Annotated in this window: 21 protein-coding genes; 1 reads left to right on the forward strand and 20 read right to left on the reverse strand. The window is 48.8% G+C overall.

Features of this window, described 5'->3' with window-relative positions:
* Window positions 1-248 precede the first annotated feature (248 nt).
* The 15 genes from pepF to EDM52_RS06900 all read right to left on the reverse strand — a co-directional run bounded on the left by pepF (window position 249) and on the right by EDM52_RS06900 (window position 17,283).
* The gene (gene pepF / locus EDM52_RS06825) at window positions 249-2,060 is read right to left on the reverse strand and encodes an oligoendopeptidase F (RefSeq protein WP_122908263.1); all 1,812 of its coding nucleotides are present in this window, start codon (window positions 2,058-2,060) and stop codon (window positions 249-251) included.
* Between the two features lie 126 nt (window positions 2,061-2,186).
* Window positions 2,187-3,473, reverse strand: a complete 1,287-nt coding sequence (locus EDM52_RS06830; RefSeq protein ID WP_122908264.1) for a UDP-glucose dehydrogenase family protein — start codon at window positions 3,471-3,473, stop codon at window positions 2,187-2,189.
* A 12-nt stretch (window positions 3,474-3,485) separates the two neighbouring features.
* Window positions 3,486-4,559 (reverse strand): glycosyltransferase, encoded by a 1,074-nt coding sequence (locus tag EDM52_RS06835; protein WP_122908265.1) that lies wholly within the window; start codon window positions 4,557-4,559, stop codon window positions 3,486-3,488.
* A 24-nt stretch (window positions 4,560-4,583) separates the two neighbouring features.
* Complete coding sequence (locus tag EDM52_RS06840; protein WP_122908266.1) at window positions 4,584-5,534, reverse strand: NAD-dependent epimerase/dehydratase family protein; 951 nt, start codon at window positions 5,532-5,534, stop codon at window positions 4,584-4,586.
* Window positions 5,531-6,340 (reverse strand): glycosyltransferase family 2 protein, encoded by an 810-nt coding sequence (locus EDM52_RS06845; protein WP_122908267.1) that lies wholly within the window; start codon window positions 6,338-6,340, stop codon window positions 5,531-5,533. Before EDM52_RS06845 ends, EDM52_RS06840 begins: the two co-directional genes overlap by 4 nt.
* Complete coding sequence (locus EDM52_RS06850; RefSeq protein WP_122908268.1) at window positions 6,337-7,383, reverse strand: glucose-1-phosphate thymidylyltransferase; 1,047 nt, start codon at window positions 7,381-7,383, stop codon at window positions 6,337-6,339. Before EDM52_RS06850 ends, EDM52_RS06845 begins: the two co-directional genes overlap by 4 nt.
* A 122-nt stretch (window positions 7,384-7,505) precedes the next feature.
* Window positions 7,506-8,684 (reverse strand): glycosyltransferase family 4 protein, encoded by a 1,179-nt coding sequence (locus EDM52_RS06855; RefSeq protein ID WP_122908269.1) that lies wholly within the window; start codon window positions 8,682-8,684, stop codon window positions 7,506-7,508.
* The gene (locus EDM52_RS06860; protein WP_122908270.1) at window positions 8,665-9,012 is read right to left on the reverse strand and encodes a hypothetical protein; all 348 of its coding nucleotides are present in this window, start codon (window positions 9,010-9,012) and stop codon (window positions 8,665-8,667) included. Before EDM52_RS06860 ends, EDM52_RS06855 begins: the two co-directional genes overlap by 20 nt.
* 176 nt (window positions 9,013-9,188) lie before the next feature.
* Window positions 9,189-9,872 (reverse strand): DnaD domain-containing protein, encoded by a 684-nt coding sequence (locus EDM52_RS06865; RefSeq protein WP_122908271.1) that lies wholly within the window; start codon window positions 9,870-9,872, stop codon window positions 9,189-9,191.
* Between the two features lie 121 nt (window positions 9,873-9,993).
* Entirely contained in the window at window positions 9,994-11,283 is a 1,290-nt protein-coding gene (asnS, locus tag EDM52_RS06870) for an asparagine--tRNA ligase (protein ID WP_122908272.1), read from the reverse strand.
* Window positions 11,284-11,477: 194 nt separating this feature from the next.
* Window positions 11,478-13,718, reverse strand: coding sequence for a WIAG-tail domain (locus tag EDM52_RS06875; protein WP_245996642.1), 2,241 nt, complete (start codon window positions 13,716-13,718; stop codon window positions 11,478-11,480).
* A gap of 160 nt (window positions 13,719-13,878) precedes the next feature.
* Complete coding sequence (locus EDM52_RS06885) at window positions 13,879-15,405, reverse strand: AAA family ATPase (protein WP_122908273.1); 1,527 nt, start codon at window positions 15,403-15,405, stop codon at window positions 13,879-13,881.
* Window positions 15,398-15,925, reverse strand: a complete 528-nt coding sequence (locus EDM52_RS06890) for a hypothetical protein (protein ID WP_057134052.1) — start codon at window positions 15,923-15,925, stop codon at window positions 15,398-15,400. Before EDM52_RS06890 ends, EDM52_RS06885 begins: the two co-directional genes overlap by 8 nt.
* Before the next feature lie 142 nt (window positions 15,926-16,067).
* Complete coding sequence (locus EDM52_RS06895) at window positions 16,068-16,547, reverse strand: cell wall elongation regulator TseB-like domain-containing protein (RefSeq protein ID WP_122908544.1); 480 nt, start codon at window positions 16,545-16,547, stop codon at window positions 16,068-16,070.
* A gap of 34 nt (window positions 16,548-16,581) precedes the next feature.
* Window positions 16,582-17,283: a hypothetical protein gene (locus EDM52_RS06900; protein WP_122908274.1), complete on the reverse strand. Its 702-nt coding sequence runs from the start codon at window positions 17,281-17,283 to the stop codon at window positions 16,582-16,584.
* A 135-nt stretch (window positions 17,284-17,418) separates the two neighbouring features.
* Here EDM52_RS06900 and EDM52_RS24530 point away from each other — a divergent pair, with 135 nt between their 5' ends.
* Window positions 17,419-17,580: a hypothetical protein gene (locus EDM52_RS24530; protein ID WP_183184881.1), complete on the forward strand. Its 162-nt coding sequence runs from the start codon at window positions 17,419-17,421 to the stop codon at window positions 17,578-17,580.
* Window positions 17,581-17,665: 85 nt separating this feature from the next.
* On the opposite strand, the gene EDM52_RS06905 is transcribed toward EDM52_RS24530, so the two are convergent.
* The 5 genes from EDM52_RS06905 to EDM52_RS06925 form a co-directional block, all read right to left on the reverse strand.
* On the reverse strand, window positions 17,666-18,964 hold the full coding sequence (locus tag EDM52_RS06905; protein ID WP_122908275.1) for an amidohydrolase: 1,299 nt from the start codon (window positions 18,962-18,964) through the stop codon (window positions 17,666-17,668).
* A gap of 19 nt (window positions 18,965-18,983) precedes the next feature.
* A complete protein-coding gene (locus tag EDM52_RS06910) occupies window positions 18,984-19,607 on the reverse strand; it encodes a redox-sensing transcriptional repressor Rex (RefSeq protein WP_057134046.1) in 624 nt (207 codons plus the stop codon).
* Between the two features lie 20 nt (window positions 19,608-19,627).
* Entirely contained in the window at window positions 19,628-20,533 is a 906-nt protein-coding gene (locus tag EDM52_RS06915; protein ID WP_122908276.1) for a ComEC/Rec2 family competence protein, read from the reverse strand.
* Window positions 20,534-20,626: 93 nt separating this feature from the next.
* Entirely contained in the window at window positions 20,627-23,533 is a 2,907-nt protein-coding gene (gene dinG, locus EDM52_RS06920) for an ATP-dependent DNA helicase DinG (RefSeq protein WP_122908277.1), read from the reverse strand.
* Window positions 23,534-23,624: 91 nt separating this feature from the next.
* Window positions 23,625-25,082 (reverse strand): tetratricopeptide repeat protein, encoded by a 1,458-nt coding sequence (locus tag EDM52_RS06925; protein ID WP_122908278.1) that lies wholly within the window; start codon window positions 25,080-25,082, stop codon window positions 23,625-23,627.
* Window positions 25,083-25,101 lie beyond the last annotated feature (19 nt).

Below are 25,101 nucleotides of genomic sequence, written 5' to 3' on the forward strand. Positions count from 1 at the left end.
TTGTGCCAGTTTTTACCTCTACACCAAACAGTCAACGGGTGGAACTTTTCCTCCTCCTCAAGACGGAGAGCATGCCTGCTAAATTAGAAAACTTGGCTACGCCAAGCTTTTGGCGGAGCCTTAGTTGCACTTATACTATCTTCCGCTAATCTTTTTAGCGCTTTAGCGCACTTAAACTTTCCGATAGTACAAAAAAAAACCGCCAGAGTTTTCCCTCTAGGCGGTTGTAGTCTTGGTATTAAGCACTTTTACGATTCTGCGATGAGCTGCTCCATCTCTTCCAGCAATTCCTTGAACACGGCCAATGCTTCGCGAATCGGCTCTGGCGAAGTCATATCTACCCCTGCACCCTTCAGGAGGTTGAGCGGATAGTCCGAGCTGCCCCCCTTGAGGAATTGCAGATAGCGGTTCACAGCCGGTTCTCCTTCCTCCAATATCTGTTTGGAGAGAGAGGTCGCTGCGGAAAAACCTGTCGCGTATTTGTAGACGTAGAAATGGCGGTAGAAGTGCGGAATTCGTTCCCACTCCAGATCAATTTCCTTGTCTATAACCATCTCTGGTCCGTGGTACGCCACATTCAGCTCGCGATACAGCTCATTGAGGCGGTCAGCTGTCAGCGGCTCACCTTCCTCTTCCTTGGCATGTATGATTTTCTCAAACTCCGCAAACATGGTCTGCCGGAAAACCGTCCCCCGGAATTGCTCCAGGTAGTAGTTGATCAGGTACATCCGTTTTTGCTTGTCAGTCGTGGTTTTGAGCAGATGATCCATGAGAAGGGCTTCGTTCAGGGTAGAGGCCACTTCCGCAACAAAGATTTTATAATCGGCATACGTGTACGGTTGATTTTTGTTCGAATAATAGCTGTGCAGGGCATGCCCCATTTCATGAGCGAGAGTGAACATGTTGTTGACGTTGTCCTGGTAGTTCATCAAGACAAACGGATGAGTCGTATAGGCCCCCCAGGAGTAGGCGCCACTTGTTTTTCCCTCGTTTTCATGCACATCAATCCAGCCATTGGTGAAGCCTTCCCCAAGCACTTTACCATAGTCGTCGCCTAGCGGGTGCAGTGCTTCCTTGATGGTTTGAACAGCCTCGTCGTAAGGAATTTTCATATCCACTTCCGGAACGATCGGCACATACAAATCATACATGTGCAGCTCGTCGACACCGAGCGCTTTTTTACGCAAGGCGATATAGCGATGCATGAGCGGCAAGTGCTCACGAATCGTCGCAATCAGATTGTCGTATACCGATACGTCCACATTGTCCGCGAACAGTGCAGAGTAAAGAGCAGAAGGATACTTCCGTGTACGTGCGTAGAAGACATCTGCTTTTACTGACGAAGTCAATGCTGCGGCAATTGTATTGCGGAATTTGCCATATGTGCTGTACAGAGCCTCAAATGCTTCTTTGCGCACCCTGCGATCCTTGCTTTCCATAAACTGCGTGTAGCGACCTTTTGTCAGCTCTACCTCTTCCCCATTTTCGTCCTTGATCATGGGGAACTTGATGTCAGCATTGTTCAGCATGCCGTAGATTTTGGAGGGCGCTGAAGCCAGTTCGCTCATGTTGGCCAGGAGCTCTTCCTCCTCCGACGATAACGTATGTGGCTTGAATCGGGTGATTTCATTAAGCAAGATCCGGTAATGGGCCAAGCCGGAATTCTGGTTGATCCACGACTCCAGCTCCTCCGTCGGAATGTCCAGGATCTCTGGCTGTATGTACGAAGTGGAGCCATACACTTGTGTGCTCAATGCAGTAGCACGGTCAGTCAAGCCCTGGTAGGTGCTGTTTGCATTGTCCTCATCACGTCTCATGCGCGCATACACGTAGACCTGATCCAGCGTTTTCAACAATTCATCCTGCAGGGTGAGAGCATCCAGCAAATGCTGCGCGGACTGACTCAGCGTTCCCTTCTTGGCAGCCAGCTCATCTGAGAGCTTCTTTGCTTTCTGTACATCTTGTTCCCAGGCTGCATCAGTGGGATAAATATCCTCTAGACGCCACTTGTCTTCTGCTGCAATTTCACTACGTTTCGGCAGAGTTTTACTTTTACTCAACTTCCTCACTCCTTCATACTTCACTGGATGATCCTACCTGTATCGTATCGTATTCTCTCTCCCTGTTCAAATAGACATGGTCTTATCTTGCCAAAAGAAAAAGCCAACTCTCCTGATGTGGAGTAGTCAGCTTCTTCCAACCCCCTTATAGAAAAAGCCCGCTTCCTCTAACGCTCTTGCAGGCCAAGCGTTTCTCCCGTCAAAAAGCAGGGGGACTTCCATCATTTCCATGATCTTTGCCCAATCCAGCTCGACACACTCCTTCCACTCCGTTACCAAGAGAGCAGCATGCGCCCCTTGAAAGACAGCCTCAGGTGTCGAAGTGTATTCTGCATCCGGGAAAAGCTCCTTTACATGGTTTGAAGCCACAGGGTCGTAGGCGACGATCAATGCCCCAGACCTCTGTAAGGCATCCAGAATAGTCAGGGAGGGGGCTTCACGGATATCGTCGGTATCCGGTTTGAATGCGAGGCCCAGCAACGCGATTCGTTTCCCATACAGATCAGGCATTTGTTTGTGGAGCTGCTCTAGGAACCAGAGAGGCTGGGTAGCATTGACCTCCCTCACTTTTTCCAATATCGACAGGTTTACGCCGTGTCGTTTGGCAAGATTCAGCAAAGCAATCGTATCCTTCGGGAAACAGGAGCCACCATAGCCGACACCTGCGCGAAGGAACTGTGGTCCGATCCTGCTGTCGAGACCCATCCCCTGTGAAATGGTCGATACGTCTGTTCCGATTTCGCTGCTCAGTCTGGCCAATTCGTTCATGAAAGATATGCGTGTAGCCAAGAAAGCGTTGGATGCATACTTGATCAATTCGGCATTCGCACGCGTCGTCTCTACCCAGGGTGCTGAGATGCCCTTGTACATCTCCTTCATGATATTCATCGCTTTTTGACTATCCGCACCCACGACGATTCGGGATGGCTGCAGGGCATCTTCCAATGCGCACCCCTCACGTAGAAACTCCGGATTGGAAACAACGTGCAGGTCGGCACAGTGACACAGCCTGCTTGCGGCATGGTCTCCAGTCCCGACAGGCACGGTGCTTTTGATGACCACCACTCGCTCCACCGGCGCCTGGGAATGCAGCTCTTCAATTTCTTGAAGTGCAGCATGTAAATAAGTCAAGTCCGCCTCACCATTTGCTGCCTCAGGTGTTCCTACGCAAACGAAGATGACTTGTGCTTCTTTTGCTTCATGGAGACGGGTGGTAAAAAAAATGTTTTCTTGTTCCAGGACTTGTTTGAGCACCTGATCAAGACCTGGCTCGTAAATCGGTGATTGCCCCTGCATGAGTCGATCGATCTTATGCTTAACGACGTCGATCCCTAGCACCTGATGCCCCTTTACAGCCAGGGAAACTGCCGTTGTCAATCCCACGTAACCGGTACCGATCACGGCAACCTTCATTCTTTCACCCCATCATTTTTTCATCACACGCAGGTAGAGGTCTTCCAAAATCGCTCGCTGCTTTGAAATGTCGTGACTGCGTTCTACTTTTTCCCTCGCCCGCTCCACTACATGCGGCCAGTCTCCCCTCGCCTCCAACACATGCTCCATCATCCTTGCCAGCTTTGTCGAGGAACGCTCAGGGACCAAATAACCGCTCACTTTATGTTCAATCAACTCTGGTATGCCTGCATGATAGGTCGAGATCACCGGTCTTCCTGTCGCCATCGCCTCCATCAAGACATTGGGAATACCTTCCTGATTTCCGTTCCTAGCCGTTTTACAGGCGATCACGAAAAGATGGCAGCGCGCTAGTTCACGCTGCACCGCGTGGTGGGGTAGCGCCCCTTTGAACACAACTTGCTTTTCGATTTGGTATTTCTTCACCATCCGCCGTAATTTCTGCTTTTCTTCTCCGTCACCGACTATGATCAATTTGGCCTTGGGATACTTGATCCGTATTTGCTTGAAGGCTTTAATCAATGTATCCATTCCCTTTTTCTCTGTCAGTCGTCCAACACTCAGCAGACGGTACTCGTCATTGGCTACAGCTTGGGGGGCCTGCATGGGAAATTTTCGCAAGTCAATCCCGGACCGGATCAACGTAATTTTCTTAGCAGGACAACCCAAGCGAACCAGCCTTCGCTTCATGTGTTGACTGACAACTGTAAAGGCCATTCCTTTGCGAAACAAGCGTTTGAGCGCGCGCCGATAAGACGGATTTTCCCGTACCCTCTTCGTTGCGTCAAAACCGTGAAAGGAGGTGATCAAAGGGATTTTTGCTTTGCGAGCATACGGGAGAAGCTCCAGTCCAGCAGGACCAAACCGAGCGTGCAGACATTTCACTTTTTTTCTTCGCAACCATGTGGAGAGGCCGGTCAAATGCTTGCGCACATAGACCGGCGAGAAGGGAAAAAGCTTTTTGTTCATGTGCCTTTGTCGCGTCAAGACGATTGGTTCGACCTGTCGGTGGCCAAGTAGCTGCTCGTATATAAAGGTTTCACTTTTCGGAAGAAACTTTCTTCGATAAACGAGGACGCGATGCATAACCGGCCTCCTATCCTTTCGTTCTTATCCCTTGTCTTGCGCTTGTAAGTCTGCTAATTGCAATCGAAGCCCTTCCTCCAAGGCGACCCGTGGCTTGTAACCTAATTTCCCGGTGGCAAAACGAATGTCTGCACTGGTGCGTTTGGAATCTCCTGCTGAATCAGCCATGTAGGTAATCTTTGGAGAGACATTCAGCAAGCTTCCCATGAGGTTCAGGACATCAATCAGTTTGAATTCGCGATCGCCACCAATATTGAAAATATCTCCCGGATCTGCGTACTGAGCCGCCAAGATGTTGGCTTCCACCGCATCCGTGACAAAAGTAAAATCCCGACTCTGCTGTCCGTCGCCGTAGATGGAGACGGTCTCCCCCTTCATCAGATGGCGAAAAAATCGGTGAAAAGCCATATCCGTGCGTTGTCTGGGCCCATATACGGTAAAGTAGCGGAGCATGGTGACCGGCAGCCCGAATGCTTTTACATACACCTGACAAATTTGCTCCATCGACGCCTTGGTCACCCCATAGGGCGAGATTGGGCGCAACGGCGTCTGTTCGTCTGTTTTATCGCCATCCATGGTGCCGTACACAGACGAAGAAGAAGACGCTACGATGACAGGTGGCTTTGGGAGCTTCAGGCACGCCTCCAGAAGGGATTGTGTGCCCAGAATATTGTGACTCACATAGTCAGTAAAGGCTGTGCCCCAACTGCTCCTTACGCCTGGGAGGGCAGCCAGATGATAGACGACATCTACTCCCTCCAACCACTCCTCCCATCGATTCGCCTGGATCATGGCTGAATGAAAGGTGAAGGCCGGATGGGTTCCGATTTCCGCCAGGTTACGCAGTTTGGCAGCGACATCATAATTGTCGAGAAAACCGTCTATTCCTATCACGGTAGCGCCGTCACGAAGCAAGCGCTGCGTCAAATGCGATCCGATAAATCCGGCACATCCGGTGACAAGAGCTTTTGTCATCGACGACGACGCCTCCCTCTTCGTTTCTTCAGCTTTCTGATGACCAGGTAGCCTTCCCTATAGCCGTAGACTGCTCTATATTTGTTCCCCCAACGTTTCAAATAGTAGGAAAAGGTTTTCTTCCGCAGGTGGTTTCTTCTTCTTTTCATTTTCCCGTCCGTCAGCTGCCCTTTATGCTTGGTTCGATTGTATAATTTGCGGTTAATAAACCGTACAGGGTACTTTTCGATCAGTCGCAAAATGATGCGGCGGTCTTCCATGATCCGTCCTTGGTATTTATCAGAGGTGTCCCAGCCTCCGACCTCATGCAAAGCAGAAACACGATAGCAGCGTGGCGCCACCATCCAGCGGTTGTATTTCAAAAACTGATACTTGTTGCGAAAATGTTTGTGCCGCACTAAAAATGGATTGTAGTACTTACCTCGCTTCACACGCCAAATCTTTACATTCCCGTAGTATAGAGCTGTTTTTGCTCTGCTTTTGTGAATGTATTTCTTCATTACGGCAAGCGTGCGCTTTGGCAGCCAATCATCTGAATCCAATTGCAACAGATAGGGGGTATTGATTAGGGCAAGCGCCTGGTTCATCACTTTGGAGATTCCTGAGTTTTTTTCCATCCGATAGTACATCACGTTTGGAAGGTGCAAGTATTTTTCTACTTTTTTTCGCGTATTGTCGGTAGAGGCATCATCCATGATCAACAAGTTCCAGTCTTTTGACGTTTGCTTCATGACACTGGAGATCGCTTTGCGAATAAACTTTGCCCGATTGTAAGTCGGGATCACAACAGTAAAGGTCGGACTCATAGCTCCTCCCTCTTGACAGCTGGTATTCGAATCGATGATTTGTCACTCAGAATAATAACGCCAATGCTGTCCGTTGATTGGCCTGTCAAATGTGAGGACCGACCAAATACGCTGTCCGTCAGTTTCCAGTCGACATTTTTCAACGAACTGTTTTCTAAAAGAATGCTGTTTTCGATATGAACACAATTTTCCAATTGCACGCCATCTTGCACGGATACAAACGGTCCCAGTCGGCAATTTTTGATGTGACAACCCTCACCAATCAGGACGGGGCCAACGATTTCACAGTTTTCCAGGACGCTGCTCGTTCCTACCTGATGTGAATATCCAACCTCTTTTTCCAGCATCCAGCGATTTGCTTCCAGCCAGCGATCGATTGTTCCCACGTCGGAATATTTGCCGCTCGTAATGGCATGCGCCATATGGTAGCCACGATCAATCATCGACTGGATGGCATCTGTAATTTCGTACTCCCCACGGGCCGAGGGCTGCAGTGTAGCAATCGACTCAAAGATGGGTTTGGTGAAAAGATAAGCACCAATCACCGCCAAATTACTCTTGGGCTGTTTTGGTTTTTCCTCAACACAAATGAGACGCCCATCTTTCACTTCGGCAATCCCATAATCCTGTGGTCTCTCCACTTCACTTAGCATCACGACACCGTCGGATTGTGTACGTTCAAAAGCACGCGTCAGTCCGTGCAGCGAATCCATCAGCAAGTTATCGCCCAACAACAAGACAAACGGTTCGTCTTGCAAAAACGACTGTGCCAATTGGACGGCATGTGCGATTCCCAAGGGAACCTTTTGCTCAATAAAGGTAATGGTAGCCCCGAATTGACTACCATCACCAACTAGAGGAGGAATTTGCACTTGGGAAGGGTGAATGACGATCCCGATGTCATCAACACCCACTTCACGCAGCTTGCGGATGCAAGAGTGTAAAACTGGATGATTGGCCACAGGGAGGAGGGTCTTTGGTTGCGAATAGGAAAAGGGGTGCAGTCGCGTGCCACGCCCAGCACATAAGATTAACCCTTTCACATCTATCACTCCCCAGTTGTGCTCTGTGATACTTACAACGTATGCACATCTGCGTATCTGGACAGGGCAAACGTCCACACTGGGGAAAGAAAGGGCGTAAACCTAGCGTTTTCCCGCGATTGTCACCCCGCTTTAGGAAGCTGCTGTCTCGTGTTTTGTCGTTTTTCTAGGGCTTGCTTAAAGACACGCAAATATCCTTGTGCGGTCGCATACCAGGAAAACTGCTTGGCTCTCTGCAGGGCTTGTTTTCCCATTTCCACGCGAATTTGCGGATGTTTCCACATGACCTCCCAGATTGCGGGAAGCTCACTACTCCAATCCTTGGGAGGAATCAATATCCCACTTCCCTGATGTGTCACTACTTCACCGATACCTCCGCGCGGTGTAGAAATGACAGGCTTGCCTGATGCCATCGCCTCCAGATTGACACGGCAAAACGCTTCCTGCCATACCGACGGCGTTGCCACGACATCACCAATCTGATAATAAAGAGGCATTTGGGCACTCGGAACAAAATTCACGAACTTCACCTTGTCTCCGAGAGGTTTGGCCAATTTCCGCAATTCTCGTACATAAGGGTTCAATCGATTGCTGCCATAGCCCGTACCCCCTACGATGACGAGACGAGCCAGAGGATCCTGCTCACTTACCTTTCGAAAAGCCTTCAGCAAGACGTGGACACCTTTGGCTCGCATCAACCTGCCAGCGTAGAACAAAACGCGGTGCTCAGGCTTCAGTCCGATCTGTTTGCGCAGTTTTTTTACTGTGTAGTGGATTTTTGCCACCTGATAAGGAGAAACATCTACCCCGAGATGCACAGCATGTATTTTTTTCGCCGGAATCCTGAAAGCCTTCATAAAATGACGCCGCAAATACTCGCTGTTGGTCAGAAAACCCTCCGTGAGACGCACGACCCTTCTCATTTTTTCTTTGCTTATGATCGAAGGGGAAGCGTAGACATGGGAATGCATATTAACAAAGACCGGGATTTTGGGGAAATGGCGCTTCAAGGTCAGCACATACGCAGGTCGATTCTCCACCATGATGACATCCGGTTTATTCTTGCGAAGATGCTTGATGATTTTTTGCATATAGGGCTTCGGACCGTTGTAGTGAAATCTGACGAAATGCCGATTTTCTTCCATCGCTGATTTTGGATAGGTCTCGCATTTGCGTGTATAGATCGTGATCTGATGCTCTGGATCCATCATCTTCGTCGCTTCATCAATATCATGCTCGACTGAGCTGCCTTTGACAGGGGGAACGGAGAATGGTCCGGGACTAATGATCGCGATGTGCATGTCGCTCGTTTTCCCACTCCTTTTTCAAAGACAGCACAACCTGATACAAATGCTGTCTTTCCTTCGTTTGCGCCTCTTCAGCTTCGAGGCTGCGCTTTTCCCACGCAGCAAGCTGCTCCTTCACTTCCTTCAGCTCCAGCTCCAGCCGCTGAATTTGTTCCTTTAGGTTCTCTTCTACCTTCTTTTCAACCACCTGCGGTTTTTGCAGGTTCATTTCCACCGGTTTCAAGCATGTGATTCTTTCTACTGCCTCATCGACGACATATTGGCCAGAGAAGACACCTGGCGTTACCCAATGGGGCAAATCCCATTTTTTCTTTTTTTCCATATACCATGACCTCCAGCATGATGCCACCTGTTCCACTCGACAATGCATGTTAGGTTAGGCAGGATGGCAACTAGCATCTACGTAATATGCTATGACACAGCCCGATGATGGGTACGTGTATAAGAAAAACTTGCTTTGTCGCAAATCAATAAAAAAACCGCTCTGACTGTTTCCAATCAAAGCGGTTGCCGATGATCTTTGGTTGTTTGTTGTCTGCGGAAATTGAGACTGTATAGACGTGCTTGCTCTACGCTCGTAATTTGCTGCTTTTGCCATTCAAGCAAAATCCGATCGATGTAACGGATATGCAGCTTCCCTACCGTGGCAGCCTCACGCAACGCTGTCAAAATCAGCTCTTCCTGATAGCCATCCTGATTCGTCCACATATGGATATTCTCGATCTCAATCGGGGACAAAGGACGGCCAAAAGCTTGCTCGAAACGGGTATAGATGGCGACGGGCTCTGTATGCATCGAAGCTGCCACTTCTCCAAACACTCCTCCGTCCGGAATCGACGATTGCTGCTCGCGCCACGTGTTGTAGAGCTTCCGATAGAGTGGCGTCAGATTGTATTGCTCGTGCCTCATACCAGTCTGTTCGTCACGATACTCATCAATGGAGATCCAGTCTTCCTTCAACAGCTTTTGCAAGGATTGAATCAGTTTCATACTGGAAAGAGACATTCTCTCCTCCAGCTCTGCCAATGTGGGAAAACGATTCCCCTCCTGCTGAAAGGAAAGTAAATGGATGAGAAGCATCATTTCTTCATCTGTCAAAGACATGCGTTTATACAATTTTAAAAGCATATTGGATACAGAAGTTGCACCCTCTTGCAACAATTGCAATATATGGGAATCCATGTAGCATATTCACCTCTGGGTTGGATTTACTCGGATGTAAAAGGCGCCTGCCAGTAGGAAGAAGAATCACCCTGCTGCCCTCCAGCAACAGGGTGATTCGAAAAACAAGGAAGGAACCCGTTTATGGATAGAGACGATTCAGCATACGTGGGAACGGAATCGTTTCTCTTACGTGATCAAGTCCACAAATCCACGCGATGGTCCGCTCCAGACCCAGTCCAAAACCGGAATGTGGAACCGTTCCGTACTTGCGCAGATCGAGATACCAGCGATACGCTTCCTCGGACAGCTTGTGCTCAGCAAAGCGCTTTTCCAGCAGCTCTGGATCGTCGATACGTTGGCTGCCACCGATAATTTCACCGTATCCTTCCGGTGCGATCATGTCGGCACACAATACGACTTCCGGTCTTTCTGGATGTGGCTTCATGTAGAATGCCTTGATCTCCGTCGGATAGTGAGTGATGAAGACAGGCTTGTCATAGTGCTCGGCAATCATGGTCTCATCGGGAGCACCGAAGTCGTCGCCCCATTTGATCTCACTGCCTTTATCCTGAAGCAGCTTGATGGCATCGTCATACGTGATACGCGGGAAGGTGCCGATGACGTTTTCCAGCTTGCTGGTGTCACGCTCCAGTGTTTTCAGTTCACGCTGACAGTTCTTTAGCACGGATTGAACGACATGGGAGACAAATGCTTCCTGGATTCGAAGATTTTCTTCGTGATCGACGAAAGCCATCTCCGGCTCGATCATCCAGAACTCGATCAAATGGCGACGCGTTTTTGATTTTTCAGCACGGAAAGTAGGACCAAACGAATAGACACGCCCCAGAGCCATTGCGGCGGCTTCCATGTACAACTGGCCGGATTGGGACAAATAGGCGTCTTCGTCAAAATACTTCGTATGGAACAGGTTGGTCGTACCTTCCGCTGAAGTAGGCGTCAAAATCGGCGGATCTACCTTGAAGAAGCCATTCTCCTGGAAGAATTCGTACATCGCACGGATGACTTCTGAACGAACAGCCATAACTGCCCGTTGACGAGGAGAACGCAGCCAGAGATGGCGATGATCCATCAAGAAGTCAACCCCGTGTTCTTTCAAAGAGATTGGGTATTCTTGTGCAATCTGAATAATTTCAACACCGGTTACGGTTAATTCGTATCCACTTGGAGCGCGATCGTCTGCACGAACCACACCCGTTATGTACAAGGAGCTTTCTTGTGTCAGTTTGGAGGCATTCTCCCATACGTCTTCTGCAACTTCCGCTTTTACGACAACACCCTGAATAAAGCCAGAGCCATCGCGCAGCTGCAAAAACTGTATTTTTCCGCTGCTTCGCTTGTTATACAGCCAGCAGCCTATTCGTACTTCTTGTCCAACATGCTGCCCTACTTGGGCAATCGTCGTCAACATCGGATCATTTTCCCTCCATTTACCATTACCTAACATTGAGATGCTTGGTATACCTAACAATTATACTATCGGCATGTTTTAAATACAACGAGAACCGATTGAAGGCATTCCATTTGTTTACCGTAATAATATTATGTTTTCTTTTTTAAAACAAAGCCCTCCTGTGTGATTAAACAGAAAGGCTTTGCAAATATCTATACTTTTGGATCGTCGCTATTATTTGTTTTTGGTTCTGCCCATTCTTGGCGGTCCGTTGTATCCCAGCCATCCACTACCTCAGCAGATTCTGACCCTTCTTCTATCGATTGCATTTTGTCTTGGAGAAGCAAATCAAGAACATGCTCCTCAAGCTCCTCGTGCTCTTCATCCTCGTCGCTCCACACATCGTGAATCGCTGAATCAACATTTTCAACGGGCAATCCTTTTTCCCCCAATGAAATCCACTGAAGCACTCCGTTGCACTCCTGCCCTGCCCGATGCCTCAAAACCGTAATAACTGAGGTCGTTTTCGTGCTGTATTTCAAGGATGTATGGCAGCCGGATTGATTCGTCATGGCCACGAGACAATAATGCGTATTCGCATAAGGAAGCGGGAGTCGGATCGTCACTTCTACTGTTTTCCGATTGGCTGGGAACCGGAAAGGAACAAACCCAAACTGCTGCAGAATGTCTCCTTGCTGGCTATGGGTTTCTACAGGGTAAAAGGATAGCTTCTCTTTTGTGACAGCACCGTGTGCCAATTTGTCAGTCGTGATGCTTTCTTTGCGCAAATGCTCGTGACCAATAGCATTTTGATTCAGATGCTCATGCTGAACAGACCGCGGACTGATGTGCTGCGTGTTCACTGCTTGATCGGCAATTTTTTCGCTGGTGATCGCTGCTTTTGCCACATGACGGGTCTTCACCGCATCTGTTGACAGTTTGGATGAAATGACCGCATAGTCCGCCATCTTTGCAGAAGTAATGCTTTGATCTGTAATTTTGTCTGTAGAGACCGATTCCGTTGCCAGCTTGGAGGTTGTTATCACGTGGTCTCCCAGATGCTGCGTCTGTATGGTGTATTCCCGAAGATGATTCCCTGCAATCAATTGATTGGTCAAATGCTGCTCTTCAATCGAACGGGGAGCAATTTTTTCTTTGGAGACAGACGCGTCGGCCAGATGATTCCGCAGAACGCTATCCTTTTTAAGGTGCTCACTCCCGATGCTACGCTCAGCCAATTTTTCCGATGTGATTCCCTTGTCAGCCAATTTATTGGCAGTAATTTGTTGATCGCCAATTTTTTGACTCGTGATCGCATGGTCATGCACATGGACGGTCTGTACACTGGATGGTTGTAAATGATAGCTGCCGATCGCTTCTTTGGCTACTTTTTCAGAAGTAATACTCGCTTGATCCAAATGCTCGGTCAGTATCGCATACGGACTGATTTTATCACTGGTTACCGCGTCCGCACGAAGATGTGCCGTATAGATGGACTGAAAGGCAATGTGCTGATCATTTACGCTTCCTGGAGTAAGATTATCACTGTCGATAGCCATTTCTGCCAGATGGTGATGCTGAACACTTCTCTCCCGTAGGTGGCGGGATTCGATCGCATCTTCGTCGATCTTGGCTGATGTTACAGCACCATCCCTCAGCTTGCTACTCGTAACAGCGCCATCCTCCAGCTTCGCTGAGTTGATGATCTCATTCGCCAGATTGCCTTTTTGGATCGTGCCCATTTTGATCTTATCCGCTGTAACTGCCTGGTCTTGTATTGTTTCCGTCGTGATGGCCTGATCCGCGATGTGCTTGGTCTGTATCGACCCATCCGCGAACTTCATGGAGTCGATCGTTTTATCTGCCAGCTTTTCAGAAGAAATGCTTTGATTCATCAGCTTATCGCCAGTAATGGAACGGTTTTGTATCATCTCACTCGAAATAATGCCATGGCTCAAGTGCTCTCGGGTTATAGCATTCGGAGCAATCTTGCTTGAGGTTACACTCTGCTCGGCTAGCTTGCTGGTGTCGACAGCGTAGTCCTTCAATAGCACATTATCGATAACGCCCGTTTTGATCTTGGAGGCGTCGATGGAACGATTGGCGATTTTTTCTGTTGTTACCGCCTGATCAGTCAGATCATCCGTGTAAACAAATGATTGCGTACGCTCCCCGTTTCTTTCCTTGATTAATTTGGAGTAGGTTGTCTGATTGGAGGAAGCGCCTTGCCTGGGCATCTTTTGCAAAGGGGGATAGATCTGATGAGGTGTAGTCGTCCCGCCCTTTGTCTGTCGATTGTAGCCCCCTTCTGTTTCTTGCAATTCTCTTTCCAGCAAAATTTCCAATTCCTGATCAAGTTCAGCGCTAGTCTTCATTAGCGGAATGTCATGCAAGTCCTGTCTATAGGTCTTTCCGAGATTTTTGTTTAATTTACGCCGATTTACGTTTGCCATACAGCTCTCCTCCCGTCCATGATTCACAACTATGCTATTGTGTAACCTATTCACTCGCATATGCAGTGGGCACAGCTTCACAGAAATTTGTTTACACAAAAAAACCCGCATTCCATTCTCGACAAGGAAAAGGAAATGCAGGTGCAATGTTCAATTTGAATTAGACAGCCACGACGCTTTTTTCTGGCTCGGGCGCATACTTGGTCAACAGATCACGGAATTCGTCTCCTTGGAGCACTTCCGCATCCATCAATGTCTGCAAACTGTTTGTAAAGACAGGATCATACTGACCCAAAAGCTCGCGGGTCTTGTTCACCAATTCCTCCAACAGCCTTTCTACCTCATCGTGCACTCTGGTTTTGTCGACATATTGCAGGTGGACAATTCCCAAGTCGGACATCCCGCTTTGCACAATTTCTTGTGCCATGCCCAAGGCTTGCTCAAAGTCATTTTTGGACCCGGTACTTCTTCCACCGTAATAAATTTCTTCCGCCACAGCGCCTCCAAGCGACACCATGATTTGTTTTTCCAGGGCGTCCTTGGTATAAAGATATCGGTCTTCCATTGGATTTTGACGTACGTATCCCAATGCCTTACCACGCGGGCTCAAAGTCACCTGAGAGACAGAGCCTGGTCGTACGATTTCACTCACAATGGCGTGACCCAATTCATGCAAGGCAACCCGTTTCTTCTCTTCCAGCGATGCTTCTCGATCCACTTTTTCACCGAGCATCACCTTGTCCACTGCGTAGGCAAAATGCCGTGCTTCAATCTTCTCATTTCCATCACGCATTGCGTAGATCGCGGCTTCATTGGCGACGCTCTCTAGCTGAGCGCCTGAGAAACCGAATGTTTCCTGCGCGATTTTCTCCAAGACAACATCATCTGCAAGCGGTTTGTTCGCCGTATGAATCTTCATGATTTGCTCCCGGGCAGGCTTGTCCGGCAGATCTACACTGATGTGGCGGTCAAAGCGCCCTGGACGCAGCAAGGCCGCATCCAGCATATCTTTACGGTTCGTTGCTGCCATGACGAGAACACGAGGCTTGTCACTAGTCGCGACGCCATCCATCTCTGTCAGCAGCTGGTTCAAGGTCTGGTCGTACTCACGCTGCTGTTGACCATCCCTTTTCCCTCCAATGACATCGATCTCGTCAATAAAAATGATCGCACTGTCCTGGCCGTTTTTCTCGGCCATCGCCTTCACATCTCGAAACAGCTCACGAACGCGTTGTGCCCCGACACCGACGTACATCTCCACGAACTGCGAGCCTGATGCGGCCACAAATGCGGAGTTCGTGTAATTCGCTGCTGCTTTCGCCATCAGCGTTTTCCCGGTACCTGGAGGACCAGTCAACAGAACACCTTTGATCGGACGAATACCGTACTGTTCGATCTTGTCCTTGTAAACCAGGAAATCCAGCGCTTCCTTCAATTCCTTCTTGGCTCTTTCCTGGCCGCCAATATCAGCAAACTGTACGTTTGATCTGGGCATGACGTGTTTTTTCTGTTTTCCTTTACCTGCCAGAGCGATATTGCCGCCTTGTCCACCTTGCTGGCGTTGCAGCATGAAAAAGATCACACCGACCACAAGTCCTACGAGCAAAAATGGAGTGATGTTAACACCTAGAAACAAGAGAAAGATCAAGATTCCGACAACAACGCCAATGATCCAGTCTTTACGCATTTGCCGTCACCTCTTTTTCCTGTGAACGTGGAACGATTGCGTAAAAGTCCTCCGTTCCTTTTTTCATATAGATATAAATATTGGCGTCGTCCATCAAAGCGGATGCTTCATCCAGCTCATGATCGGCTTTCCATGCATCGACCATTTGCGGAATGCGGCTATACTGATGAAGATCTAAGGCTTCCTTGAAAACAAACTGCCCGCTTTGCCAGATTTCATTCATCATTTCGGACTGATTGCTGACACGTATCTCGACCGGTAAATCCCCTACCACTTTGGCCGTGTTGCGCATCAACTCCCGATACTCTTGCGGGAACAGTTCAGGTTGCGTTACATTCAAATCTATTTCGATTTTATCTCTGCCGATCTCCATTCCGTTCAAGGTTGCAGACTGCAACTGACCGATTTCTGCACGAAGAGGTTCCTCTACCTCTAACTTTTGATACAAGTACCAACCCCCGAACAGGAGAGCTAATGTCGCCAGCAAAGATAAGCCGATTGTCGTTTTTCTCAATTGCAAAGCTTACTCCCCCTTAACGATTCATCTCTCTTATCAACATTTTCAGTATATCACACGAGTATATCCAATTTTTATGCAGATGTTGGATAGCATGCCAAACAGACCTTTTCCACAATCGGAAAAGGTCTGAAAACGAAGGCGTTTATACAGGAGACAGTACATAGCTGGTCAGGATCTGACCGTTATACAGGTCATAATGCAAGTAATGAAAGCGTCCATCATGGTCCTGCAAGGTTACTTCCCAAAAACGCTGCTCTCCGTCCAAGCCTGGAACCATACCTGTCACGACAGCCTGCGGGTAATCCCGTTTTACTGCTTCCTCCACATTTTCCTTGGGCACTGCCAGATCCAGACGGTCCATCACCGTCTTTTCCTCAGTTAGCCAAGCAATGACTGGAGTGCCTGCTTCATTTTTGCCAAAAACGACCGCGTAGCTCTCTTTGCCGCGGTACTCGTCAATCGAATCGATCTGGGTGATCGTTGTGCGTTCTTGTACCCAGCCTTGGACTTGCAGTTGAAAGTCTTCCCTGCCGCCTATTACCGAAGAAGTCAAATGGTACGCCCAACCAGCGGCAATCAACAAAAGAACCGCGATGACGCCCGTTATGAATCGTACAATCACAATCCACAAATCCTCTCTACCTTATTCACGTATCTTATAATCGGAATCGCAGCTGATCCCTCTTTTCACCTGCAGACGTCTTTAGAAGCAGTTGAATTTCCAGCTGACGAACGAGCCCTGTCTTTTCGTCGTACCAGAGTTCATAGTCCACAGCAATCTGCTTTGCCAATTCAGGTGAAAGCTCTTTGATTGGAAAAGAAGGCCCTAGCCACATATCCAGGAGACTTGTCACTTCCTGAGAGGGTACAGAAATATGAAACCCCCTCCAGCCCTGGCCGCTTGTGTCCTGAACCGGTGTTGTCTCAAGAGATTGCATAACTCCTTTGAGCAATTCAGCGTGCTCATGTGGCGTGTAAAGCGCGTATGGCAATGCAGCATGATCCTGCGCTTGACCGTCTATCTGAACAGTCACCTGTTGCTGGTCATCGCGCTTAATCTCGAGCTTGTGACCGCCAATCTCTCCCTCCAAACGGAATCGATCCTGTTCGTAGCTGCCATTCAACGCACTTTCCTTCATGTACACAATAAACGACCGCTCTTTTTGCTCCGTCAATTGGTCCAAGAGAGCGGTCAAAGCGATTTGTTCCTCTATGCGACGATCAACCGTTTGATGGCTGACAAGTGAAGACTCTTCCACAGCATTCCGATTGCCAGCCATGCCCAATGCGATTCCAACCAGAAAAAGGACCAAAAAAGCGGGTAAGCCCCACCACAGCAGTTTGGGTCGGATATACATGTCCCTTCCCCCCTGTCCCGTTTTTTGTGTAAGCCTATGCTATACGGGAAGGTTTTAGAACGGGACGGAAAAGTTGCTAATCATAGCATGGGGGTGGTCGGTCATACTAGTGTTACACCCGAAGGAGGTGAGCGCGTGAACATGTCACAACGAACCACATCTCCTGATGTATTAGGGTTTCTGTTACAGGAATACCGCGTCTCCTGGGCAGCACTGTCCTCTCCGCTGCGCAATTTGTCTCACACACCCACACTGCATTTTCGCCACCGAACCCTCAATGAACTGTGGCGAAAATGAGCACGGCCTGATTGTTTCAACAAATTCCCCTACCTACACCTACACTTGTTTACTCCTGTCTTGAGAAGGGCAGGAGCCTTTTTCATTATCGATTCAACAATTCGAACATGCGGTTTGCTTCAAAAATCGCTTTCTCTTCATCCAGCGTCATCAGCTCACGATTCCGCATCAGGAAGCTGCCAGCTACAATCGTGTCCTTCACGTCACGTCCATTGGCCGCATATACCACATGGGAGACAGGTTCATGAGCAGGATGGAAATGAGCTTGATGGCTGTCGAGAACAATCAGATCAGCCTGTTTGCCCACTTCAATAGAACCCAGGGAATCTCCCTGGAAGACACCATCCGCACCATAGCGTGTCGCCATGCGCAAAGCAGCGTCAGCTGGCACTGCAACCGGATCGTAATTGACTCCTTTATGCAAAATCGCGGCAAGCTTCAGCTCTTCAAACAGGTTGAGATTGTTGTTGCTTGCTGAGCTGTCTGTTCCAAGCGAAACACTGATGCCTTTTTCCAGCATTTTTGGAACAGGCGCCACACCGCTTGCCAGCTTCAGATTGCTCACGACATTGTGAGAAACTTTTACTTGGTATTTTGCCAAGATATCGATCTCTTCATCCGTCAAGTGAACAGCGTGTGCGAGCAAGGTTGGACGGGAGAACATGCCCAGCTTCTCCAGGTGTGCTACTGGACGAAGCCCGTAATCCTTCTCATTTTGCCCAACTTCCCATTGGGTTTCCGACATATGAATGTGCAGAGGTAGAGAAAGCTCATCCGCTTTTTCAATAATTTGCATAATGAATTCTGGCGAGCACGTGTATGGAGCATGTGGTGCCATCATGACAGTGATGCGTCCATTTGCTTGGTTGTGCCATTCTTTGGCAAACTGTGTGGCATCCTTCAATTTCGTTTGACGCTCTTCCTCCGAGCACAAGCCGATCATGCCGCGACAAAGACGTGCGCGCATACCGGATTCATCTACCGCTTTTGCTACTTCGTCCATGTGATCGTACATATCTACAAAGGTTGTCGTACCCGTGCGAATCATCTCAATCAGGGAAAGATGCGTACCCCATTTCACATGATCAGCCGTAAATTGAGCCTCCAATGGCCACATTTTGTCTTCCAGCCACTGCTGAAGCGGCAAATCATCTGCATAGCCGCGAAGCAAGGACATTCCGGCATGCCCATGTGTATTAATAAGACCTGGAAGCACGTAATCCCCTTTTTGATCGATCACTTCGTCATAGCTTGAAACATCTACTGGTGTAGGTCCTACATACGTAATTTTGCCATCCTCGAATGCCACAGCACCGTCGTGGATCACTTCATTGCTGTCGTTTACTGTAATGACAGTTGCATGTGTCAAAATCGTCTTCTTCATCTCGATTCTCCGTTCTCACCTATGTAATGTAATAAGCCAGGCTTTGCAAATTAGACGTAACATCGGCATAATGAACACGCACATCCTTGGGGACTTTGATGGTCGTCGGAGCGAAATTCAGAATGCCTTTGATCCCGAAGCTAACCAGCTGGTCACAAACGGTTTGCGCAGCTGGAGCAGGTACGGTCATGATAGCCAGCTTGATATTTTTTTCCGCTATGGTATGAGCCATTTCACTCATGGACTGAATAGGCAGACCTGCAACTTCTTTGCCTAGCTTGCTGGCATCATTATCAAAAATCGCAGCTATCCGAATGTTGTCTTTCACGTACGCGTTGTAGTTGCTGATCGCATGACCCAAATGACCCGCTCCGACAAGAACAACCCGTACTTCATCGGTTAGCTTCAAAATCTGGCGGATATTTTCCACCAGGTAATTCACATCATAGCCGATCCCTTTTTTGCCGAAATCTCCGAACGCGGCTAAGTCTTTTCGTATTTGCGCGGGATTCACGTCCAGATTCATGCCCATTTGTTGGGAGGACACGGTTGTTACGTTGACCTGCTGCAAATAAGATAGGTACCGAAGATAAATCGGCAAGCGGCGAACGACCGCCTCCGAAATCTTTTCATATTTGGCCACGTACGGTCTTTCCTCCTTCTTTACTGCTGTTTTAGTACCCGATAATCCTTGCCATTGGACAAGATCGTAATCGATCCATCCTGACTGGTCAAGTACGTCTCTGCCCACGATTCACCCAGTCTCTCCAACACTTCAGTCTGATTATCCTTCATCTCTTCACGGGTTTTTCCCGTCTGGATAATCGCGACTTGTGGATCAACCTGGGTCAGGAAGGGTTGGGAGGACGCTTGATTGCTCCCCTGATCCCCCACTTTCAACACCACTGACTTCAATTCATTGGCGTGGCGTTCCAAAAGGCGCTCTTCCGCCTTTTCGTTGATGCCGCTCGTGAAGAGAAAGTTGAGTTCGAGATGCCTCAACTGAAAAACAAGAGAATTGTTCTGGGGTGACAAGAACAAGGGCTCATTGGGTGATAGCGCTCGTATGGAGACTTCATCATCCAGCTCGAGAACCTGATTATCTGTTACGTCCAAACGCTTTTGGTCCGGTTTTAGGGATACTGCATGACGAATCACTGGTTCGATTAGCTTGGGTACGATCAGTTTATCTATGACCAGCTTCTCAGCAAGAAAGGGATAGCCTCCCGCATGCTCTGGCTGGTCATTGGTCAGCACGACATAATCCAATCGTGTCACGTGGCGCTCCAGTAATCGTTCCTGCAAGACTGGCCAATCCTCTTCACTGCCCGTGTCGATGAGAATCGTTTTGGCTTTGGGGTACGGCAAGCGAATCAAAGTGCTTTCCCCATGCGGCAAGGCAAAATAGGTAATGACCAGTCCGGTAAAATCACGTTCATTCTCACTGGCAAACGGGTCATCCACCTTGATGACTTCTTGCACCAAACGGCTGTCGACCGAAGAGCAGCTGATGAGCAAAATGACGCACAGTCCGAGAAAAAATCGTATCCATCCCGTTTTCCCTAACATGTATTTTATCACCTAAATCCTTGGGAGACTATGGATTCATTTCTGAGTCTGAATAGAAAGCCCGGTGCGGTGTATGTCGCAACGGCTTTATTTCTATTCATTTCTATCGTCCAAGGGTAGCATACCCAAAAATTCAGGGATTTGTTGACGAAGTGTAGGCCAAGCTCCGCTTTCTATCTGAAAAGGCGGCAGAGATTGCAGGAATGTCCGGCCGTATCGGGATTCAACCACACGCGTGTCAAAGACCACGACAACTCCACGGTCAAGGTGATGGCGTATCAGGCGGCCAACCCCTTGCTTAAATTGAATCACAGCTTGAGGCAACGCCATGGACATAAAGGCGTTTTTGCCCGCCTCCTTCATGAGTTCAGCCCTTCCCTGATAAACCGGGTGATTGGGCGGTGTAAAAGGCAAACGAACAATCACCAGGCAACTAAGCGCCTCACCCGGAATATCGACACCCTCCCAAAAGCTGCTCGTTCCAAACAGGACACTTCGCTCCATCGTTTGGAACTGATGAATCAGCTTGCTGCGGTTATTGCTGTCAATTCCCTGCCCAAGCAGCGTATAGGGAACGTCTTCATCCACTAGCCGCTCTTTCATCGCCTGATACACCTGACGCAGCATGGAGTGGGACGTAAAAAGCAGCATGGTACGTCCTTTCGCTGCTGTCACGACATCCAAGCTGCCCTGAATGATTGCATCCAAATAGTTCTGTTCCGTATCTTTTCCTGGCAAGGGAAAGTCAGAAGGAATCAGTACCAGACCTTGCCCTTGATAATCAAAGGGAGATGGTAGCGACAAGGTACGGACTCGATCCTCAGGAAGCTGATCCAGACCACATTGATTCAGCATGTAGGTAAAGCTGTTTTTTACAGTCAAGGTTGCCGAGGTCAATATCAGACTTTGCTTTTGGGCAAAAAACGGTTCGGCCAACGCATTGGAGACCTGGAGCAGCGCTGCATAGAGATGGACCTGCTTCCTAGCCATCCTCGTTTCTACTTCCATCCAATAGACAAACTGAGGATCTTGTTCCAGTAAGAAAAAATGAAGGAGCTCCATTCCCTTTTGCATTTCTTGTAATAGGCCGTGCAAATCCGTGCGTAAGCTGCGCAGCGAAAATGGTGGCTTCTCCTCAGTGCGACCTAACTGCAGCAGCTGGTCACCGATTTGGGCTACCTCTCCGATTGCCTGTATGATTTTTTGCGCGGATTTCTTGATTCGCTCACTTTTGCCTGTAAACATGGCCACCCGATAGCGAACGGTCTCGCGCCCAGCATCGGTCGTCTCCTCAGCACGTTTGGAAGCCCAATCGAACAGCTGCACAGACCACTTCTGCACCTTTTCCCGCAATGGAATGCTTACTTTTTCCCATTTTTCGATCAGTTCCTTAGCCGGTTCCTTCGTTTCCGGTAACCAGGCAGTCAATTCCTCGGCAAAGCGATGGAGCATTCCGCCTTTATCCAACGACGCCCGATCCAACAGGAACAACAGCTGTGTGGTGGTGAGTTGTTTGCCCAAATGCTGAGTGGCTGCTTCCTCCAGATGATGAGCCTCATCGATGATTGCCACATCATAAGGCGGCAAAATTCTGTTTTCTGCCTGCATATCGCTGATCAGAAGCGCGTGATTGACGATGATGACATCAGCTTCACGTGCGCGATCCTTCGCTTTAAAATAATAGCAGCGGCTAAACCAAGGGCATGCGCGGTTCAAGCAAGAGCCGGTGTCGCTTTTCACCTGCTGCCAAAAGAGCTGTCCCGTAGTGGGCAAGCTCAGCTCCTCCACATCCCCTGTTTGGGTCTGCGTCAACCAGGTCAGCATTTGCCCTTTTACCAGCCTGATTTCCTGACTGGTTCCCTCGACCGGCTCGTCCAAAGCCTGTTCGAATTTTCGCAGACAGAGGTAATTGCCCCTGCCCTTCAAAGTCGCGGTCGTAACAGAAAACGGCAACGCTTGCTGCAAGGCCCTCATTTCCTTGTGGAAAAGCTGCTCCTGCAGCTGGATCGTATTCGTGCTGATCACGAGCTGTTGCTGATTTTGTTTTGCCCATATCACCCCTGGCAGCAGGTAGCCCAATGATTTTCCCGTTCCTGTACCTGCCTCCACGAGCAAGTGAACGCCGTCATGCATCGCTTGAAACACAGCTCGCATCATCGCTTCCTGCGCATCACGACGCTGATAAGAGGCTACATTGCGCTGTAAACTTCCCTGCTCCCCCACCGTCTCTTCCAATAGCTCATCAAACGACTTGTATTCGATTTGATCAAATTGGGGTCGCTTTAAAGATGCCTCTAGCTTTTCCTCCGCCTTATTCAAAGCCAGCTGACGGTACACATCCCACATGTGTGAATCCGGTTTTCCTTCATTTTCATCCAGCTGAGGAAGCTCGACCAGCTTTTCCATTTCGACGAGTCGAAGCAGCACTTGAATATCCGATCGAAAAGATGATACGAGCATTTGCAGCCTTTGGATGGTGACTAACGGCAAGCGCTGCAGCACGTCATAGAGATACATGTACAGTTCCGCAGTCGCCAATGCGTCACTGTCTGCTTGATGCGGACGATCATGCTCGATATCCAGATCAGAAGCAAGCTCACCCAGTCGATAGCTGTTCTGCATCGGCAGGAGCAGACGGGCTAGCTCTACGGTATCCAGCACATATCCGTCAAACGTATAATAGCCCTGACTCAGCAGGGCTTCTTGTAAAAATTGGAGATCAAAATAAGCGTTGTGGGCAACGAACGTACGCCCCTCCAACATCCGTAAAAAGCGGGGAAACGCATCTTCGATCGTAGGAGCGTCTTCTACCATGTCATCCGTAATCCCTGTAAGCTGGGTAATGAAAGGCGGAATGGATTGCTCCGGATTGATCAATGTAGAAAAGCTGTCCACGATCTGCCCGTCGTCAATCGCTACGGCGCCAATCTGGATGATTTTGTCTCCCTGGCGTGGATTGCTTCCTGTCGTTTCAAAATCTACAACGAGTAATCGATTCAAATCAGTTGTCACCTCGTAACCTAGGCAGAGCCTGAAAAATGGCTCTCCTCACTTTCGGCAACGATGGGGAATCTTCCTGCTGCCAATCTTCTCAAGTCTTCAACAGCTCGTCAACGGCGATGGTCTTCCCCTGTTTGCTGGCACACAGCTGCAAATAGATAGGAATTTCCCGAAGCTGGTCACCAAACGGAGCGGCACGGCTAAAATACTGTTCGGCAAGGATCCAATTTTCCTCAATCATAGAGAGGCGTCCCAGATGAAAACAACCTAACGCATGAAGAAATGGCACCTCGTCCTCCAGGAATGTTTTTGCAAGCTGCTTGGCAGCCTGAATTTCACCTGATTTTTCATAGGCTGCAATCATGCCTGATTGCGCCAGCCGATTCGAGCTGTCCTTTTCCAGTACCTTGCGAAAGGCATTCATCGAATTATCAATCTCCCCATCGAACAGGCACATCCAGCCGTAGCTGAACAAAAAATCTGTTTGATCAGGCGCCAGAGAAATCGCTTTTTTCATCAACGTTGCAGCTCGTCGCGTACCAGCAATCAGCCACGTATTCCACGCGAGCCCGTGCCAAGTCCAGCCTTCTTTGGGCAATCGCTCGGTTAAAAACCGATAGCAGATTTGAGCCCGATGATAATTGCCGACCGCCTCGTAGAGGTCTGCCATTTCCTTGAGCGTCTCACTTTCCAACTCTCGTGTAGGCAGTTGCAGTAAACCGGGCGGTTCCAGCTCAGCTGCTTCGTCCATCCCTTGCAACTGATGTGCAGCTCGCAACCATAGCATTTGAGCTTCCCAATCGTGCTCATGTTCCTGCAAGTACTTGCTTATTTCTTCAACGGATTCTTGTGCGTCTTTGTCCATGTAATAGCATAGGGCCAAATTAAAGCGAGCGTCCTCTTGATCAGGCTTTGTTTCCAATGCCACTTTGAACGCCTGTGCAGCTTCCAGCCATTGCTGTTCTTCTGCCAACATGCAGCCTACTGCATTATAACTGATAGCAACAATGGTTGGCGAGCTAGCAACCTTGCATAGAAAACGAAACTCCCGCAAGGCAAACTCACGTTCTTCGCAAAACAACAGGCTGTATGCGTAGTATAAGCGACCTGTTTCCCAGTCTGGAGCTGCTGCCACAAGTTCAGCAAAGCAAGCTTTGGCATCCGTAAACATGCGCAAATGATAAAATCCCTCACCACGTCGAAACAGATGCTCGAAATCTAGAGGCTGCTCCTTCATGTCGAGAGGTGCATCGTTTTTTTCTTCGTCTTTTTTCATTTCTTTTTTCAGCGTATGAATAGCAGATGCTGCCGAATCACTTTGGTCCTCTGTATCGGGCACTTGCCCCTCCATTTGTTTCACTTGCCGAATCGTCTGGGACAATTTTTCCTCGAATTGCAGCCACAAATCCACAACCCGATCGCTAACCTGCCTCAGATAGAACAGTTGATCTGCCATGACCAGGCGTTCCTGCTCAGTTGCTTGCGGCCATTTTTCTTCAATCTTTTCCGCCTTGCCTCGCAAGCCGTGGAACCAATCCTCTATTTTCACGCAAAAGCCACCCCCTATG

Origin of the sequence: Brevibacillus invocatus (genome assembly GCF_003710915.1) — a bacterium.
GTDB lineage: Bacteria > Bacillota > Bacilli > Brevibacillales > Brevibacillaceae > Brevibacillus > Brevibacillus invocatus.

Coding starts and splice junctions, on each gene's coding strand:
- EDM52_RS06830 (WP_122908264.1), bottom strand. CDS start 3,473: ATGAAGGTTGCCGTGATCGGTACCGGTTACGTGGGATTGACAACGGCA.
- EDM52_RS06835 (WP_122908265.1), bottom strand. CDS start 4,559: ATGCATCGCGTCCTCGTTTATCGAAGAAAGTTTCTTCCGAAAAGTGAA.
- EDM52_RS06840 (WP_122908266.1), bottom strand. CDS start 5,534: ATGACAAAAGCTCTTGTCACCGGATGTGCCGGATTTATCGGATCGCAT.
- EDM52_RS06845 (WP_122908267.1), bottom strand. CDS start 6,340: ATGAGTCCGACCTTTACTGTTGTGATCCCGACTTACAATCGGGCAAAG.
- EDM52_RS06855 (WP_122908269.1), bottom strand. CDS start 8,684: ATGCACATCGCGATCATTAGTCCCGGACCATTCTCCGTTCCCCCTGTC.
- EDM52_RS06860 (WP_122908270.1), bottom strand. CDS start 9,012: ATGGAAAAAAAGAAAAAATGGGATTTGCCCCATTGGGTAACGCCAGGT.
- EDM52_RS06865 (WP_122908271.1), bottom strand. CDS start 9,872: ATGGATTCCCATATATTGCAATTGTTGCAAGAGGGTGCAACTTCTGTA.
- asnS (WP_122908272.1), bottom strand. CDS start 11,283: ATGTTGACGACGATTGCCCAAGTAGGGCAGCATGTTGGACAAGAAGTA.
- EDM52_RS06875 (WP_245996642.1), bottom strand. CDS start 13,718: ATGGCAAACGTAAATCGGCGTAAATTAAACAAAAATCTCGGAAAGACC.
- EDM52_RS06885 (WP_122908273.1), bottom strand. CDS start 15,405: ATGCGTAAAGACTGGATCATTGGCGTTGTTGTCGGAATCTTGATCTTT.
- EDM52_RS06900 (WP_122908274.1), bottom strand. CDS start 17,283: ATGTATATCCGACCCAAACTGCTGTGGTGGGGCTTACCCGCTTTTTTG.
- EDM52_RS06905 (WP_122908275.1), bottom strand. CDS start 18,964: ATGAAGAAGACGATTTTGACACATGCAACTGTCATTACAGTAAACGAC.
- EDM52_RS06915 (WP_122908276.1), bottom strand. CDS start 20,533: ATGTTAGGGAAAACGGGATGGATACGATTTTTTCTCGGACTGTGCGTC.